At 43.0% G+C, this 16,928-nt stretch carries 15 protein-coding genes; 8 read left to right on the top strand and 7 right to left on the bottom strand.

The features are described from left to right. Positions 1-35: 35 nt before the first annotated feature. Both HH214_RS03910 and lpxK read right to left on the bottom strand, forming a co-directional pair. Positions 36-851 (bottom strand): purine-nucleoside phosphorylase, encoded by an 816-nt coding sequence (locus HH214_RS03910; RefSeq protein ID WP_169606098.1) that lies wholly within the window; start codon positions 849-851, stop codon positions 36-38. Then, positions 814-1,881 (bottom strand): tetraacyldisaccharide 4'-kinase, encoded by a 1,068-nt coding sequence (gene lpxK / locus HH214_RS03915; RefSeq protein WP_169606099.1) that lies wholly within the window; start codon positions 1,879-1,881, stop codon positions 814-816. Before lpxK ends, HH214_RS03910 begins: the two co-directional genes overlap by 38 nt. A gap of 93 nt (positions 1,882-1,974) precedes the next feature. Between lpxK and HH214_RS03920 the strand changes: the two genes are divergently transcribed. Together HH214_RS03920 and ccsA are read left to right on the top strand one after the other, a co-directional pair. Beyond that, on the top strand, positions 1,975-2,625 hold the full coding sequence (locus HH214_RS03920) for an energy transducer TonB (RefSeq protein WP_169606100.1): 651 nt from the start codon (positions 1,975-1,977) through the stop codon (positions 2,623-2,625). A gap of 192 nt (positions 2,626-2,817) precedes the next feature. Continuing rightward, entirely contained in the window at positions 2,818-5,277 is a 2,460-nt protein-coding gene (gene ccsA, locus HH214_RS03925) for a cytochrome c biogenesis protein CcsA (protein ID WP_169606101.1), read from the top strand. A 16-nt stretch (positions 5,278-5,293) separates the two neighbouring features. On the opposite strand, the gene HH214_RS03930 is transcribed toward ccsA, so the two are convergent. Further along, positions 5,294-5,863 carry a hypothetical protein gene (locus tag HH214_RS03930; protein ID WP_169606102.1) on the bottom strand — a complete coding sequence of 190 codons (570 nt, stop codon included), beginning with the start codon at positions 5,861-5,863 and terminating at the stop codon, positions 5,294-5,296. Between the two features lie 27 nt (positions 5,864-5,890). Next, complete coding sequence (locus HH214_RS03935; RefSeq protein ID WP_169606103.1) at positions 5,891-6,637, bottom strand: hypothetical protein; 747 nt, start codon at positions 6,635-6,637, stop codon at positions 5,891-5,893. 155 nt (positions 6,638-6,792) lie between these two features. Between HH214_RS03935 and HH214_RS03940 the strand changes: the two genes are divergently transcribed. After that, positions 6,793-9,006: a family 20 glycosylhydrolase gene (locus tag HH214_RS03940; protein ID WP_315853185.1), complete on the top strand. Its 2,214-nt coding sequence runs from the start codon at positions 6,793-6,795 to the stop codon at positions 9,004-9,006. 26 nt (positions 9,007-9,032) lie between these two features. Beyond that, positions 9,033-9,911 (top strand): hypothetical protein, encoded by an 879-nt coding sequence (locus HH214_RS03945; RefSeq protein ID WP_169606105.1) that lies wholly within the window; start codon positions 9,033-9,035, stop codon positions 9,909-9,911. A gap of 74 nt (positions 9,912-9,985) precedes the next feature. On the opposite strand, the gene can is transcribed toward HH214_RS03945, so the two are convergent. Both can and HH214_RS03955 read right to left on the bottom strand, forming a co-directional pair. Beyond that, on the bottom strand, positions 9,986-10,648 hold the full coding sequence (gene can / locus HH214_RS03950; RefSeq protein WP_169606106.1) for a carbonate dehydratase: 663 nt from the start codon (positions 10,646-10,648) through the stop codon (positions 9,986-9,988). 23 nt (positions 10,649-10,671) lie between these two features. Beyond that, positions 10,672-11,430, bottom strand: coding sequence for a YoaK family protein (locus HH214_RS03955; protein ID WP_169606107.1), 759 nt, complete (start codon positions 11,428-11,430; stop codon positions 10,672-10,674). Between the two features lie 235 nt (positions 11,431-11,665). Here HH214_RS03955 and HH214_RS03960 point away from each other — a divergent pair, with 235 nt between their 5' ends. The 4 genes from HH214_RS03960 (at position 11,666) to HH214_RS03975 (ending at position 14,473) form a co-directional block, all read left to right on the top strand. Continuing rightward, positions 11,666-12,061, top strand: coding sequence for a DoxX family protein (locus tag HH214_RS03960; protein WP_169606108.1), 396 nt, complete (start codon positions 11,666-11,668; stop codon positions 12,059-12,061). Between the two features lie 36 nt (positions 12,062-12,097). Continuing rightward, a complete protein-coding gene (locus HH214_RS03965; RefSeq protein WP_169606109.1) occupies positions 12,098-12,937 on the top strand; it encodes an alpha/beta hydrolase family protein in 840 nt (279 codons plus the stop codon). 22 nt (positions 12,938-12,959) lie between these two features. Further along, complete coding sequence (locus HH214_RS03970; protein WP_169606110.1) at positions 12,960-13,967, top strand: MBL fold metallo-hydrolase; 1,008 nt, start codon at positions 12,960-12,962, stop codon at positions 13,965-13,967. Between the two features lie 83 nt (positions 13,968-14,050). Beyond that, on the top strand, positions 14,051-14,473 hold the full coding sequence (locus tag HH214_RS03975) for a hypothetical protein (RefSeq protein WP_169606111.1): 423 nt from the start codon (positions 14,051-14,053) through the stop codon (positions 14,471-14,473). A 268-nt stretch (positions 14,474-14,741) separates the two neighbouring features. Here HH214_RS03975 and ispG read toward each other — a convergent pair whose 3' ends face one another. Next, a complete protein-coding gene (ispG, locus tag HH214_RS03980; protein ID WP_169606112.1) occupies positions 14,742-16,877 on the bottom strand; it encodes a (E)-4-hydroxy-3-methylbut-2-enyl-diphosphate synthase in 2,136 nt (711 codons plus the stop codon). Positions 16,878-16,928: the final 51 nt, after the last annotated feature.

The raw sequence follows: 16,928 nt of genomic DNA on the forward strand, positions 1-16,928 counted from the left end.
TATAAATCAGCTTCTGTTCTAAAAAGCGGGGGTACTTATAATTGTGCAATCAGTTCTTTTAAAATCAGCGTCATGTTTGGTTCGGCCTGCCGGGCCACTTCCAATATTTCTTCAACCGATACCGGCTTCAGCGTTTCCGGGAACCCTTCATCAGTTAACACGGATATGGCAAATACCGGCAACCCCATGTGGTTGGCCACAATTACTTCCGGCGCCGTACTCATGCCCACAGCATCGCCGCCAATAATGCGCAAATACTTGTATTCGGCGCGGGTTTCCAGGTTAGGGCCGCTTACAGCCACATAAACTCCTTTATGGCAGGTAATATTGTGTTCTGATGCAATATCTAACGCTTTTGAAATCAAATTTAGGCGATAAGGCTCGCTCATATCCGGAAAACGAGGTCCCAGTTCATCATAGTTGGTGCCCACCAGCGGGTTGCTGGGTTGCAAATTGATATGATCTTCAATAATCATTAAATCGCCTTTCTGGAAAGAAGGGTTTAGCGCACCGCTGGCATTTGATACCAGCAATGTTTGAATACCGAGCATTTTCATTACCCGTACCGGAAAAGTAATTTGCTGCATATCATACCCTTCGTAGTAATGCAAACGACCTTGCATGGCTACTACCCTTTTACCGGCCAGTTGCCCAAAAATCAACTTACCGGAATGAAACTCCAATGTTGAAATCGGGAAGCCCGGAATGTTGGCATATAGTAATTGCTTTTCTACCTCAATTTCACGTACTAATCCGCCCAATCCGGTACCTAAAATGATACCTACTTCGGGTTCAAAATCACCAATGCGGCTTTTAATGTAAGCCGTGGTGCGTTGTATATTTTCTAACATAGTTAACTATCGTTTGCTTAAACGGCTCTTCGCCGTTGTTTAAAAATTGTATGCCTATAGGCAGCACCAAAACTGGTAACTGACTCATAGCTGCTGCTAAGTCCGGTTCGCGCAACCGCTGGGCATCCTTTTCGGTAGTAATAATTACCTTGCGAGATGCTGTGCACCGGTTAAAACCATCGGCAAGTTTAGCAATATTTTTTAAGCTAAACGGATGATGGTCGGGATAATTGTGATGCGTAATGTGCGAGCTAAACCCTTGAAGATACTGTAACATAGGCTTTGGGTTGGCTATACCTGTTAACAGGAAGATATACGTATTTTCATCCAAAACGGTTAGTACCGGTTGCCCATTTATATTAGCCAAAGGCAAATAGCTGATGGTAGTGAAATAAACCTGCTGGTTCGGGTATGGACTGATGCGCTTTATAGCGGCTTTTTGCTGCGTTTCGGTAAGCTGTGCCGGGCATTTGCTAACCACCAGCACATCGGCCCGACGCCGTCCGCTAAAAGGTTCGCGCAGGTTACCGGCCGGCAAAAGCAAGTGAGGCTCTTGCAAGCGGTTATAATCAAACAGCAAAATACTAAAACCCGGTTTTACGGCACGATGCTGGTAGGCATCATCCAGAATAACTGCCTCGAAACCGCTGGCTTGCAGATTTTCAATCCCGATTACCCGCTTTTCGCAAACGGCAACGGTAATCTCCGGAAACTTCTGTTTAAACTGAGCAGGCTCATCACCCACTTGGGCGGCTGTAGTAAATGGGGTAGCTACCAAATAGCCCTTAGTTTTACGGCCATAACCCCGGCTTAGTGTGGCTAGGTGAAGTTCATTTTTCAACAGCCTAATCGAATATTCGGTCATGGGACTTTTACCCGCGCCGCCTACATCCAGATTGCCTACCGAGATGACTGGCAGATCAAATTGCCGGCTTTTATAAATACCCGCGTCATAACACCAATTGCGGATGAGCACCACTAAGCCATACAGCAACGAAAAAGGAAAAAGCAGCCAGCGCAGGTATTTCATGTAACATCCAAAGATAAGAAACCGCGTGCTGAAAACTTTGCAAAATGCAAGCAAAACCTTTTGGCTGATAGTTATATTTGTTAATCAACACCTATGAAACCTTTGCAAACCATACAATTATCTTTCAAATGCCCCAAAGCTTTTGATAAATTGATACCTTGTCAGGATGGCTGGTATTGTGAGGGCTGTCAGAAATTGGTACAGGATTTCAGAGGCACTTCAGAGTCTGAGCTACGGCAAATTGTTGCTCAAAGTCCGCAAAGAATATGCGGTTTATTTGAAACCGACTGTATTACAATAAAGCCGCACCAGCACAGGTGGCAAAAATGGTTATCTGCCAGCATTATGGCTTTAGGATTAACCGGATTACCTCAAACGATTTTTGCACAACGTCCTTTTCATAAAGACAGTGTTTTAATACGTAAGGAACCTATAGCCAATCAGCAACTCGTATTTGGTATGGTTGATGAAGTTGCTCCGGAGTATCCTGGTGGAATAGAAAAGTTTCGGGCATATGTAAAAAGCAACCTCACGTTAGACGCTGATTATACCGGTAAACGTGTTATAGTTACTTTTTTAGTAAAAGCGGATGGTTCGGTAGCTGATGTCAAAATACTCAGAAGCCAAGTAAGTGATAACATCAATCAACAATTGATAAGAATATTCAGGGCTTCCCCAAAATGGAAGCCGGGTAGAATAGGCAATCGGTCCGAAGTTCAAAACACGGTACCTATCATTTTTTAATAAACGCTAGTAGCTGTAAAGTACGTCTCCATCAATCAAAGTATTACAATCATCAAAGCTTCTCTATTCATAATAATTCTAAATTAGTTCAACTACTATTTGTAAGTTTATTCAATTACCTATTTGGTAACTTTGAAGGCTAATTTAAGTACATCAACATCAGGAGATTTAGCCTGTAATTATATTGATTGAATGACTACACAATTTAAAGGTGAACACCTGGCTTGGGGAAATATAGGACAATTCTTAGTCGTACTGTCATTTGGCATGGCGATCCTATCCTGCATCAGTTACTTTTTTGCCACTCAGGATAAAGCTCCAAAAGAGAATACATCCTGGTTACGGTTGGGCCGCATAGCTTACATCACCAATTTCTTAGCCATATTGGGTGTAGGTATTTGTTTATTCTGCATTCTTTACAATCATTATTTTGAGTTTCATTATGCTTGGTCGTACACTTCCAGGGCTTTACCAGTTTACTTTTTAGTTTCCGGATTCTGGAACGGCCAGGAAGGTGGTTTTCTGCTTTGGATGTTTTGGCAAGCCGTTATCGGCCTGATTCTCATTAAAAAAGCCGGAACTTGGGAAAAACCCGTCATGACGGTTGTCGCCTTTTCGCAAGTGATTCTCACTTCCATGATTTTGGGTGTAGAGATTTTCGGCGCTCGCGTAGGTAGTTCACCGTTCCTGCTTTTAAGAAATGCTATAGCAGGCCCTATTTTTTCTAATCCTGATTATTTATCGTTCATTAAAGATGGCAAAGGCATGAACCCCTCTTTGCAAAACTACTGGATGATTATACACCCACCGGTAGTGTTTCTAGGGTTTGCCTCGGTGGTCGTTCCCTTTGCCTACGCCATAGCCGGCCTTTGGCAAAGACGCTATCATGACTGGATACAGCCCGCTATTTCTTATGCACTGTTTGGTGCCATGCTTTTAGGCACTGGGGTAATGATGGGCGCAGCCTGGGCCTACGAAGCCTTAAACTTCGGTGGCTTTTGGGCCTGGGACCCGGTAGAAAACGCTTCTGTATTCCCATGGCTTACCTTAGTTGCAGCCCTGCATGTGCTTATTGTTTTCAAAAACACCAAGCATTCTTTTTTCACTGCTATTTTCCTGGTTCTGATTAGCTTTATTCTGGTTTGGTATTCTTCCTTTTTAGCCAGAAGCGGCATTCTGGGTGAAACTTCCGTACACGCCTTTACCGATTTAGGCATGTTCTGGCATCTGGTACTCGCTATTGTTGCATTCGTATTAATTTCTGCTTACTTTCTGATTACACGCTGGAAAGAACTTCCCTTTTCGCAAAAAGATGAGGAAACCTATTCAAGAGAGTTTTGGATTTTTGTAGGTTCCGCTTTTTTGGGGTTGTCTTGCTTCCACCTAATTCTGGTTACTTCTATACCGGTATGGAACGCCATGTTCGGCACCAAATTGGCACCGCCGTTAGATCCGGTAAAACATTACAACATTATACAGGCAGCCTTTGCTGTTGTCATTACCCTTTTAAGTGGCTTAACACAGTTTTTAAAATACAAGAAAACCGATGTAGGCCGGTTCTTTATCACCAATGGTGTTTTCATGACGCTTGCTATTGTATTAACTGCTTTGGTTATTTATGCAACCGGCTTGTACAAGCTGCATTTTGTTTTTTGCCTGGTTATGGTCTGCTCTATATATTCCATTATTGCGAATGCCAATATTTTGTCTGAATCAATAAAAGGTAAATTCAAACTGGCAGGTTCAGCTATTGCTCACCTGGGTTTTGGCTTATTGCTGGTTGGAGCTTTAATTGCAGCAGGAACGCATAAAGTAGTATCAGAAAACACAACTGGCGAGCAATTCAGTGCTGATTTTGCCAAAGAACAAAATCCGCGTGAAAATTTACTGTTGTATAAAAATCAGCCTGTAAAAATGGGTAACTATACCGTTACCTTTCTAGGGGATACCACAGAAGGGCTCAACCACTATTTTAATGTCAATTATAAATTGATTGACGATAGAGGAAAGATTAATGAAGATTTCACGCTGCGGCCCAACGTTCAGGGCGAAGGCAGCACCAGTGGGCTTTCTTCATCGCCAGATACCAAGCATTACTTATTGCATGACTTGTACACCCACATCACTATGTCGAACCTGGTCAATACTGAGCCTCAAACACAAGATGCAGATCATGGCAGTGGGGAAAACAGCAAAAAATATGATCCGCCTGCCACCTATAACGTTTCTGCAGGAGACACTATCCATTACCGCGAAGGTTATGTTATTTTTAAAGGATTGAATAAGAATGCCCGGGTACAAAACATACCGTTAGATAAAAACGACATTGCCGTTGGTGCCCAGTTAAACATTTATACACATGGCAAAGCTTACAATGCAGAACCCGTGTATTTAATTAAAAATAACAGTGTCTTCGATTTTCCAAAGATTATAGATGCTGCCGGACTGAAATTGCGACTATCCAAAATCATTCCTGAAAAAGGACAGGTAGAGATCACAGTTTATCAACAAAAAGAAAGTGATAAAAAGTTTATAGTCATGAAAGCGATTGAGTTTCCATACATTATCTTTTTATGGACAGGTACCATCATCATGATACTCGGCTTTTTGATATCACTTTTCAGACGGAACCAGGAGTGGAAAACGGCTTAGCCTAGGGCCTTATCGCCTAAAATACCAGCTTACCTGGCCGGATGGCTTGCTTGCGGGCTGTATCACCTACCTCGAAGTAAAAGAAATCGCTGATGTTGGTGGGCATATTGTCGTTGTTCAGGGTATCAACAGGGTTACGCTCCTCCATTTTTTTGATGCCATATTTGGCATACTGCGTACCTTTATGGTAAACGGTTACCTCTACATTATTTTCATAAGCACCGGGGCGGTCAAAGTCAATGGTGTTAAGTTTGCCATTATCCTTAACGTAGCCATCGTGCAGCTTGGCTGCGCCTAATTGTTGCTTTACCTCTTCAATATTAGCCAGGCCTACAGCATCACCATATAAAATGATGGCACAAGGCTGGCGGTAAGCGTTATAGTAGATAAGCACATTGGCCGTAACATTGCCGGTATTGGTACGAAAAGTAACCTCTTGCTTATCATGGTATATTTCATAAAGCCGATCCACATCTAAGCGGGCAAGGTTTGCTTTTTTCTGTGCCAAAGCCCCATAACCCAGCAATAAAATCCACACTAAGCAACCCACTTTTTTCATGAACTTAACCCAGATAATCTGTACCATACTTACAAATAATAAAACTGTGAATGCTTAGAATACAAACTTTTTAGCTCCCCCAGCAACAGGCCGGCGGCTTTCATCAACTACCTCAAAGTAAAAGGAATCGCCCACGTATTGGGGAACGCTTTCGTGTACCGAAGGATTGTAGATAATCTTCTTGGTGCCATACTTGGCAAACTGACTGCCTTTTTGGTATAAAACTACTTCAAACTTATTTTCAAACGTGCCACCTGGATTGAAAGCAACTGAAAAACGCCCCGGAATTTGATGGTAACCCACTTTCAGCTTCTCAGTTATCAACTCATGCACCAGTTTATCAAGCGCGTGTGTGGAGTCGGCATCGGCTTCGCCATAAGCAATCACCGAATAAGGCTTTTTATCAGCATTGTACAAAATTTGTACATGCGCTTTTACCGCTCTACCATCTAGCGGAATCATGACCACGTCGGTATCACGGTACAACACCCACAAACGATCCACATCCGAACCAGGTTCGGGTTTGCGCATTGGTTCAACCATTTTGGGTGTAACCACACTATCGGTAATAGTGCCAGGGTCTTCTTTTTGCTGTGCCAGTGCACCATAGGCCATCAATATGCAAAACAAAACACCAGCGGCTTTTTTAAGGCCGGATGACAGGTACACACTTAACACTGTACAATTATAAGAAATATTGTGATGTTCTGTATAGCTGTGTGCCATACCTGATACTGCTCCTATCTGTTTGGCAGTAATTATATTGTTTACCGTTCTCGCACACATTTTTTTCAATGTCATTAACTGCTATCCTCTAAAAATCTTCTATTTTCACGCCTTTTATTCTTTTGACGCGTACTAACTTTTATATGTATTGTAAATTTCGTTTATTCCTGTTCTTTCTTATTGTTCTTACAAGCGCTGCTTCTGCGCAAAACACAGCGAACAATTTAGGATTGATACCTGCACCAGTATCGGTAAAAACTATAGTTGGCAACTTTGTATTAAGCCAGCAAACCGCAATACTGGCCGATAGTACGGATAATAAGGCCGTAGAGTTTCTTGCAGGCTACCTGCAAAACAAAATGATGTTGAATAATTCGGTAAAACTCTATACGGGTCAGACCATCAGCAATGCGCTGGTGCTTACAGCAACCGGCACCGAAGGCTTACCTGCCGAAGGCTACCGCCTGACTATCACCCCACAGCAAATCACCATTGCCGGTAAAGGCGCCGGGTTGTTTTATGGTATTCAAACGTTGATCCAATTAATGCCTTTAGATCGTAGCGCTACGGCTAAACTACCGGCGTTGCAAATTGAAGATTATCCGCGTTTTGGCTATCGGGGTATGCACCTGGATGTATCACGCCACTTTTTTTCGGTAGAGTTTGTTAAAAAGTATCTGGATTTAATGGCTTCTTACAAGCTCAACACTTTTCATTGGCACTTGACTGACGATCAAGGCTGGCGCATTGAGATCAAGAAATATCCAAAACTAACCAGCATAGGCAGTCAGCGTGCACAAACTGTAATTGGCAACTACCACGACCATAATCCTCAGCAATACGACAATACGCCTTATGGTGGTTACTACACGCAAGACCAGGTTCGGGAGGTTGTGCAGTATGCTGCGGCTCGTTACATCACCGTTATTCCGGAATTGGATATGCCTGGCCACTCTATGGCAGCCTTAGCTGCCTACCCTGAACTGGGCTGCGATAGTGGCCCGTACCAGGTAGCCCAAACCTGGGGTGGTTTTAATGGTGTATACTGCCCCACCGATCAAACTTTTAGCTTTCTGGAAGATGTACTGACCGAAATCATGAACTTGTTCCCGAGCAAGTACATTCATGTGGGGGGCGATGAGGTGACTAAATCGGCCTGGCATAACTCTCCATTTTGCCAGCAACTCATTAAAAGACTAAAGCTGAAAGACGAACATGGCCTGCAAAGCTACTTTATACAACGTATTGAAAAGTTTGTAAACAGCAAAGGTCGCAGCATTATTGGCTGGGATGAAATACTGCAAGGCGGTTTGGCTCCCAATGCTACGGTAATGAGCTGGCGCGGCGAAGCTGGTGGTATTACTGCGGCTCGCCAAAACCATAACGTAATTATGTCGCCCGGTGGTAGTGGTTTGTATTTTGACCATGCCCAAGCACGGTCTGATCTGGAACCTTTAAGCATTGGCAGCTATACCCCGCTCTCTAAAACGTACAACTATAACCCTATGCCAGCCGAGTTAACGGCCGATCAGCAAAAGCATATTTTAGGGGTGCAAGCCAACATGTGGACCGAATACATTGCTACAGAAGCTAAAGCCGAGTATATGCTCTTGCCGCGTATGCTGGCCCTGTCTGAAGTAGCGTGGAGCCCACTGGCTAACAAGAACTATACTGATTTTACCGAAAACCGCCTGCCACACCAACTGGCCAGGTTGGACAAAAACCAATATAATTATCGTGTACCCATAGCTATTGGTGCTAAAGATACCAGCTACACCGGCAGCCAGTTAACGGTTAACTTAAAATCACCAGTAGAAGGTGCCAAAGTATATTATACCATTGATGGTTACACACCGGGCGAAACGACCCTGATTTACGATCATCCGTTTACCTTGAACATTCCAACCAATGAGTACCGTGAGTTGCAAACCATGGTGATTACGCCAGCAGGGCATCGAAGTTTAATTACCCGAACTGTAGTTTATAACCGTACCTTACTGCCAGCAGTACCCTACAGCGGTACTACTACGGGTGCTAAATACCAACTGGTAACCGGCAACTTTACCAACACCGGCCAACTGGATAATGCTCATGTATTGGATACGGGTACGGTAAAAACCTTTAACACCTCGGCTTTTGCCAAAACCAACACCAACTTCGGACTTATTTTTACAGGTTATATTAAGGTTGATACCGACGGAAAGTATATCTTCGCTACACAATCTGGCGATGGTTCAACGTTGTATATTGACGATCAGCTGATTGTTGACAATGATGGTAAGCATAGTTTGTATGAGCAGCCCGGCGAAGTGCTGCTGCAAAAAGGCTATCATCAGTTTACACTTAAATACTTTAAAGCCGGCGCATTCAGTAACTTACGGGTGTACCTGACTATGCCCGGCAAACCTAAAGGAGAGTTTTCAGCCGATTCATTATATAACTAAAAAAAAATACTATCTCTAGTTACAAAATGACAGTAAAACATTACACCTTCCTGCTGCTTAGTGGTATAGCCCTGGCAGGTTGTAATCATTCAGAAAACAAGCAAACTGCAACTGCCACCGAAACTACTACCGTAGTAACTAAATCGGCTAAGGTGATGGCTCCTTTCCGCTTTCACAAAAGCATTGAGGTAGCACCCGGACTAACGTACGACGTACTAAGCTGGGGTCGGGGTTCAGATTCGGTAGGAGCTTATGAGATATTAAGGTCTGATTCGACTGGTAAAAATTACACCACTACTACCGCCGATTTGGAAGGCAAAATTGTGGATGTGCTCAATTCAGATATGGATACGGATGGTAATCCCGAACTCTTTATCCAAACTCAGGCTACCGATAGCTTGCATACCAGTGTAGTATATGCTTACGAGTATAACGACGCACAGGCCCACAAGCTGGACTTTCCGAAGTTAACCAAATCACAACGCAAGGGTTATCGGGGTAATGATAATTTTTATATTAAAGATGATAAGCTGATGCGTGAGTTTACAGCTAACAACACCGATGAAGACGGTAAAGCCACTACGCAAAAGCGTGTATTAGTTTACAACTTACACGGCAACGAACTAAGCGTTACAGAAGTTAAGCAAGACACTACGCAGAAAGCAGCTACCACTTCACAGCCGCAAACGGCAACAACAGAAAAGCCGAAAACGGAAGAAAAACCAGCTACAAGCACTCATCAAAACACCACACATTCCTCGCGTTCACACCGGGAAGAACGGTCATCATCACGACGTCACCATCAGGAACAACACACCTCAAGGCGGCATGAATCATCCAGACGTCACCAGTCTTCTTCTCACAGCAGGCATTCAGAAAGTAGACATCGCCGGCACAGAAGATAGTCAAAGTATCGTAAATCAAAAGCGCCATTACTATATAGTAACAGCGCTTTTGATTTAAGCGAGTAACGATTTGTTTAATCTAGTTTGAAAACATCAGCCAGGTTGGTATTAGCGCTGCTGCTTACTTTTAGATCTTTAATGTAACCATTGGCCACATCGTACACCCAACCATGTACGCTTACTTCCTGACCTGTTTTCCAGGCATTTTGCAGAATAGAAGTTTTGCACAGGTTATGTACGTTTTCAATTACATTGAACTCAACCAAGCGGTTAGCACGCTCTTTTTCGTCACTAATCAGGTCCAGTTCATAAGAGTGCAAGCGGTACACATCTTTAATATGGCGAAGCCAGTTATCAATAATGCCATGCTGGTTGCTGGTTAAAGCTGCTATTACACCACCGCAGCGATAGTGGCCGCATACAATTACGTGTTGTACTTTTAATACGTTTACGGCATAGTCAAGCACCGATAACATGTTCATATCGGTATGGATAACCATGTTGGCAATATTGCGGTGTACAAATATTTCGCCTGGGTTAGTGCCGGTAATTTGGTTGGCCGGTACGCGGCTATCAGCGCAGCCAATCCATAACACCGGTGGCTTCTGGCCATTGGCCAGCTTAGTAAAGTATTCCGGATCTTCGGCCAGCGTTTCTTCTACAAATTGCTTATTGCCTTCCAGCAAACTTTCATAAGTAATGTGGCTAGTGTCATGCATGTGGGTGTGTGCACACATAAATTTTAGTGTTTTTAAGGAAATTAATATTGGGTTGATTTTTTACGGGAGGAGAATATAGAAAAGAACTGTTGTGTTTTGTAGCGCATTAATGGCAGTATATCATAACTGATAATAAGCATCAACAGGGCGGGTATAAAGTAAAATACCTGAAAATCAAGTATAGTAAACAGGTAGCCACCTAATATACCACCAATAAAATAACAAGTCAGAATAGTCATACGGATAAACAGCTTATTACGTAGTACCGTATCATTTTTACGATTAGGATGCAGCCACTCGCCTACCTCGCTGCCAAAGTCAGTCAGCAAACCGCTCAGGTGAGTTACCTTTATCAAACCACCCGATATGTTGGAAACCATGCTATTTTGCAAGCCCATTGAAAACAGAATGGCACCTATAATGATTTCACGCTCAGTACGGTTTTCATCATAAAAATGGTGCCCGTAAATAGCTACCAGCAGTAAAATAACAATTTCAAACAATATAGGCGTAGCATGTGCACGGTAACGGCTTTTAGGCTCAAACGACCGGATTAAAAAGCTGCTCACGAATGCGCCAAAAAAGAACATAAATAACCAGGCAAAGAATACGAGTATTTCGCGAATGTTTTGCTCAACCACATGCCGGGCCAGAGTAGCTACGTGCCCGGTTACGTTAGTGGTAAATGCCAAAAAGGCCATTACACCGGCCACATTGATGCCGCCACTTACCAAGGCCGTTGACGAGGCCAGCATCAGATTTTCTTTTAATGATCGTTCTTCTTTTACGCGCCGGAGCATATTGTAATATTTTTGATAGTTTAAGATTAGAATTCCATTAGAATTAGTTCAACCTAAACGCAGAATATAGCGATATGTTATATTTATCTTCCCCGAATATAGCTTTATTTGTAATTATTGATCAAGCTATAAACACAGAGAGTACAAATTACATTCACCTCATCATGCTAGCATACTAATCATTTACAACTACTTACGCAGTAAAGATGGATAGCTAATTAAGCAAGAACTACTTATGAAAACGTTAAAAAAAATCAGCCTTTTTATTTTAATTACAGGCTATATACTGGCTGGTATTAACCATTTTGTACACCCTAATGGGTACATTAAAATTATTCCAGACTATCTGCCCTATCCGGTACTACTAAATTTGCTGGCTGGTATCTGCGAAATTACGTTTGCCGTACTGCTTATTTTCCCGGCTACCCGTAACTGGGGTGCATGGCTGATTATATTAATGCTGGCTGCTTTTTTACCGGTACATATTACCATGCTGCAACAAGCGCCTTTCCAGTTGGGTAAGCTGTATGTTACCCCTTTGCTGGCCTGGATACGGCTTTTACTGCAACCTATTTTGATGTTATGGGTAGGCTGGCATATACAAACAAAATCAAAGCCTCACACTTATTAATAGATATTAGCTGTAGCTGTGGCTACCTCCCGGAAAATGATTAAAACAGAAAAATTTACCCTGGCAGGCTCAAAAGGCCGCTTGATGCTGGCTGACCTGACGTTTGACGATACCCAGCCTGATGCTCCGCTAATTATATTCGTACACGGATTTAAAGGCTTTAAAGACTGGGGGACACACCATCTGGTAGCCCGTTATTTTGCCCAGAACGGTTATAGGTTGTTGAAATTTAACTTTTCGCACAACGGCACCACGCCTGAGCAGCCGGTTGATTTTGCTGATTTGATTGCTTTTAGTGAGAACACCTTTTCGATAGAACTTGACGATTTAAAATATGTGATTGATTTTGCTTGCAGTGGCTCGGTTATACCGGCGGCACCATCAGTTATTTTAATGGGGCACAGCATGGGCGGTGGTATCAGCATTATTAAAGCTGCCGAAGATAGCCGGGTAAGTCGCTTAATTACGCTGGCCTCGGTAGGTACCTTCCGAAACCTATGGCCGGCACAAGCTGAGCAGCAGTGGCGCACCGCAGGAGTGATGTACTTCCCGAACCACCGCATCGGGCAGCAGATGCCTATCAAAGTTTCGTTATTGGATGATTTAGACCGACATCCCGGCAGGCTGAATGTAACCGCACGCGCGGCTGATGTAAAGCAACCTTGGTTGCTGGTTCATGGAACAGCCGACCCTACCGTCAACATTAGCCAGGCACATGATTTAAAAGCCATGCAGCCTAATGCCCAAGTAATGGTTATGGCTAATGCCGATCATGTTTTTGGTGCCACACACCCTTTTACTGGTCATGAGTTGCCAGCGCATTTACAGGAAGTATGCAAGCTGGCGTTAAAATTTTTGAGTTCCAGTACTCACTAAACTATTCACTACTCCATCATACATGATACAACTTAAAGGTGCCCGCAAAGAGGGCAAGAAATATTTAAACCCCGTACCAACCGATACGGCTGGCTTTGACCACTTTTTTCCCATTTTGTGGGAGTACCTCACTAACAAATCTGAAAATACACCCAAGAAAACGTTAGGCCCTTTTAAAACTGATGCTTCCATTTATGCTAGCCCCCCAGTCAGTGGTTTACGTGTTACCTGGATAGGGCATTCCAGTTTGCTGATTGAAATTGACGGCAAACGCATCCTGACTGATCCGGTTTGGAGCCAGCGGGCTTCCTTTTCACAATATCTGGGTCCTAAACGTTTTTTTGCAGCACCTCTACCTTTGGCCGAGCTGCCGCCGCTGGATGCAGTATTGATTTCGCACGATCATTATGACCATTTTGACGAAGCCACTATACGCGCTTTAGCACCTAAAAACATTCCTTTTTACTGCTCATTAGGCGTAGGGCAATACTTAAAAGCTTGGGGTGTGTCCGAACATTTAATTACTGAAATGGACTGGGGCGATACAGCCCGTATCGGTGATGATTGCACGATTACGACTACCCCTACTCGCCACTTTTCAGGCCGAAGCTTATCCAACCGGATGGAAACTTTATGGTTAGCTTTTGTAATTAAAGGCGTTAAACACAATATATTTTTTGGTGCAGATTCCGGTTGGTTTGAAGGATTTGAAGAAATTGGGAAAGCGTATGGTCCGTTTGATTTGACGATGTTGGAAATTGGTGCTTATGGTAAAAACTGGCCTGATATACACATGGGTCCGCTAAGCGCTTTCAATGCCCACCTGGCTTTAAAAGGCAAACAGATGATGCCTATACATTGGGGTACTTTCAATTTGGCATTACACGCGTGGTATGAACCCATAGAAATTTTATTAGAACTGGTAAAAAAGCAACCGCAAAGCTTGTTTATACCCGAACCCGGCAAACCTACTGAGGTTACCGGCACAAATTATAACTCGGGCTGGTGGAACAAATTCATGAGCATTTAATAGGTAGATTATCCTGTTAATGCTTTTAGCATAGAATACTAAATGTTCTGATTAGGCTAACACTATTTATCAAAGCCCTTTTTATGAAGGAAGAAATCAAAAATGTCCAACTTCGGTTTTCTTGCTCAGAAAACTGGAATGAAATGCCTAAAGCAGAAGGTGGCCGCTACTGTGACAAATGCCAGAAAAAGGTTTATGATTTTACAGATAGCAAGGTAGCTGATTTTCAGCGCATACTAGCCGAAAATAACCATAATGTATGTGGCCGCTTTACGCGCCAACAAATGCATGTTCAACCTGTAATATTACCTTTTTGGAAAAAGTGGTTATCGGCCGCTATGGTGATACTTGGGATTAATTTAACTAATTGCAAAAGTAACAGTAGTCAACCTTTACTTGGTGATACTGTCAGGATTGCTCCTACAGACTCAACTATTCAGCTTAATGATTCTATCAAAAACACACCTGTTAATAAGGTAAAAACCGATAGCAAAACACTTAAATAATCTTGGTAAAGTAGCTTAAGCAATTATTAGTTTAATGTTAGAAGAAAAACTTGATAACTGATACAGCAGTAACTATGATTATTATTAAGAATGAACAATGAAGCTTTCCTTGAAATAGAAACCAGATATGTTCAATGTAAAACCTATCCGAATACAAAATAGTGTATTAACATCTTTAACTAAAATGAAGATTATAGGATATAACCGTTATCGTACACCTGTTAATATTGTGTGTAGCAGATAATCAATTAAAATATACCAATATCACTTACAACGCAGCCACAGGCTCTACCCAATTACCATCTTCTTGGATAATGCCAATCAGTTCATCCAGTGCGTTGGCGGTATTGACGTTTTTCTTCACTACTTCTTTACCTCGGTACAGTGTAATTTTACCCGGACCTGCACCTACGTAGCCATAATCGGCATCGGCCATTTCGCCGGGACCGTTTACAATACAGCCCATAATACCGATTTTTAAGCCTTTTAAGTGACTGGTTCGGCTGCGGATCATTTGTGTGGTTTCCTGCAAATCGAATAGTGTACGACCACAGCTTGGGCAGGATATGTATTCGGTTTTAGAAATACGTGAACGGGTAGCCTGTAAAATACCGAAAGCGGTTGAAGTAACTACCACAGGAGACATGCCGGGCGCATCAATCCAGACACCATCCCCAAAACCATCTACCAGCAAGGCACCCATATCGGTAGCAGCATACAACTGTAACTCGGTTGCAGGTGGCGTGTGTGGAGTTGCTGGAATTAAAATTGCAGAATTATCACTATTCACGATGGATTGGCCACTGTTTACCAACAACTCTGATTGAGCATCTGGTAACTGATCGTTGAAGTCATAACTGCGTTTGATAATTACGGGTGTAGCAATATTGGCCTCAGTTAATTTAAAAAAGAAACTTCGCTGCTCGGCCATCCCATGCAGAGCATCCGTTTCCAGCACCCATACTAAGCCTGGGTCGGCAGCTAATTGCTGAAACTGGGTAACGTCAAAATTATTAGCTTTTACCTTAACCAAGTTTAAAGCAGATGAAAGATCATCGGCCGCCAGGTATTCGGCTAAAGTAAATACCGGATGACAATTTTTTTTGTTAACTAAGTTTTTCCAGGTAGCGTAATTATATAACTGTTTTAAATTGCCTGGAAAAGTAAATGAAGGCAGTTGATCGGCCAAATAAACAAAATCAACCGATTGGTCAGCCATATTGTATTTATCCAGCACTGGCGAGTACAGGTAACCTGCATCATTCAGTACAGATGGGTCTTTCAGGTTGCGGTTAGATAAATCAAGCACTACACGAGGCACCATGTGGCCACCAATAAAAGCATTAGCCTCATTGGTTATACGTTTTTGATATTCGTAAGGGTTGTGGGTTACGGGTTGAACAAAATCTTGGTTTACCAGTTGTCCCTCACGTTTTGCAAACCCGTCTTGATTCTGGATTCTAGACTCTAAATTCTGGGTTCCAGACTTCTGGTTCCTTAAAGAATAACGGTTCACCAAAGCCATAGCTACTGGGGCTTCGGCTTCTGGCTCTTCAGTTAAGGATACCCGTACGGTATCGCCCAAACCATCTTCCAACAAAGTACCAATACCTACGGCAGATTTGATACGACCATCTTCGCCATCGCCGGCCTCAGTTACGCCCAAGTGCAAAGGATAGTTCATTCCTTCGGCCACCATGGTATCTACCAGCAGACGGTAAGCTTGCACCATCACCTGCGGATTGCTGGATTTCATGGAAATTACCAGATTATAGTAATTCAGCGCTTCGCACATACGGATAAACTCCATAGCTGATTCCACCATGCCTTGTGGGGTATCGCCATAACGGCTCATAATCCGGTCGGATAAGGAGCCATGATTAGTACCGATACGCATAGCCGTACCATACTCTTTACAAATATTGACCAGTGGAGTGAACTTTTGAAAAATACGGTCTAACTCGTTTTGGTATTCTGAATCGGTATAATCCAGTTGGTCAAATTTCTTTTTATCAGCGTAGTTACCGGGGTTAACACGCACTTTTTCAACAATGCGGGCAGCCACCTCGGCAGCGTTAGGGGTAAAATGTATATCGGCTACCAGCGGCACTGTATAGCCACGGGCACGTAATTGCTTCTTAATTTCAGCTAAGTTTTGTGCTTCTTTAATGCTGGGTGCTGTAATGCGTACATATTCGCAGCCTGCCTCTACCATCCGGATGGTTTGCTCTACCGTACCCTGGGTATCCATCGTATCGGTAGTAGTCATGCTCTGTATACGAATGGGGTTGTGACCGCCCATCGGTACATCACCAATGGTTACTTCGCGGGTAATAAAACGAGAATATTCGGTTAATGAATTACAGTAACGGCCAGGCAGCACTTTCACAGCATCAGCATTCATGGGCAACGGTATAGCTTTTATTTAATTAACAAAGATAAGGTTTATCCAGTT

The organism is Mucilaginibacter robiniae, assembly GCF_012849215.1.
In the GTDB taxonomy this organism is placed as follows: Bacteria; Bacteroidota; Bacteroidia; order Sphingobacteriales; family Sphingobacteriaceae; genus Mucilaginibacter; species Mucilaginibacter robiniae.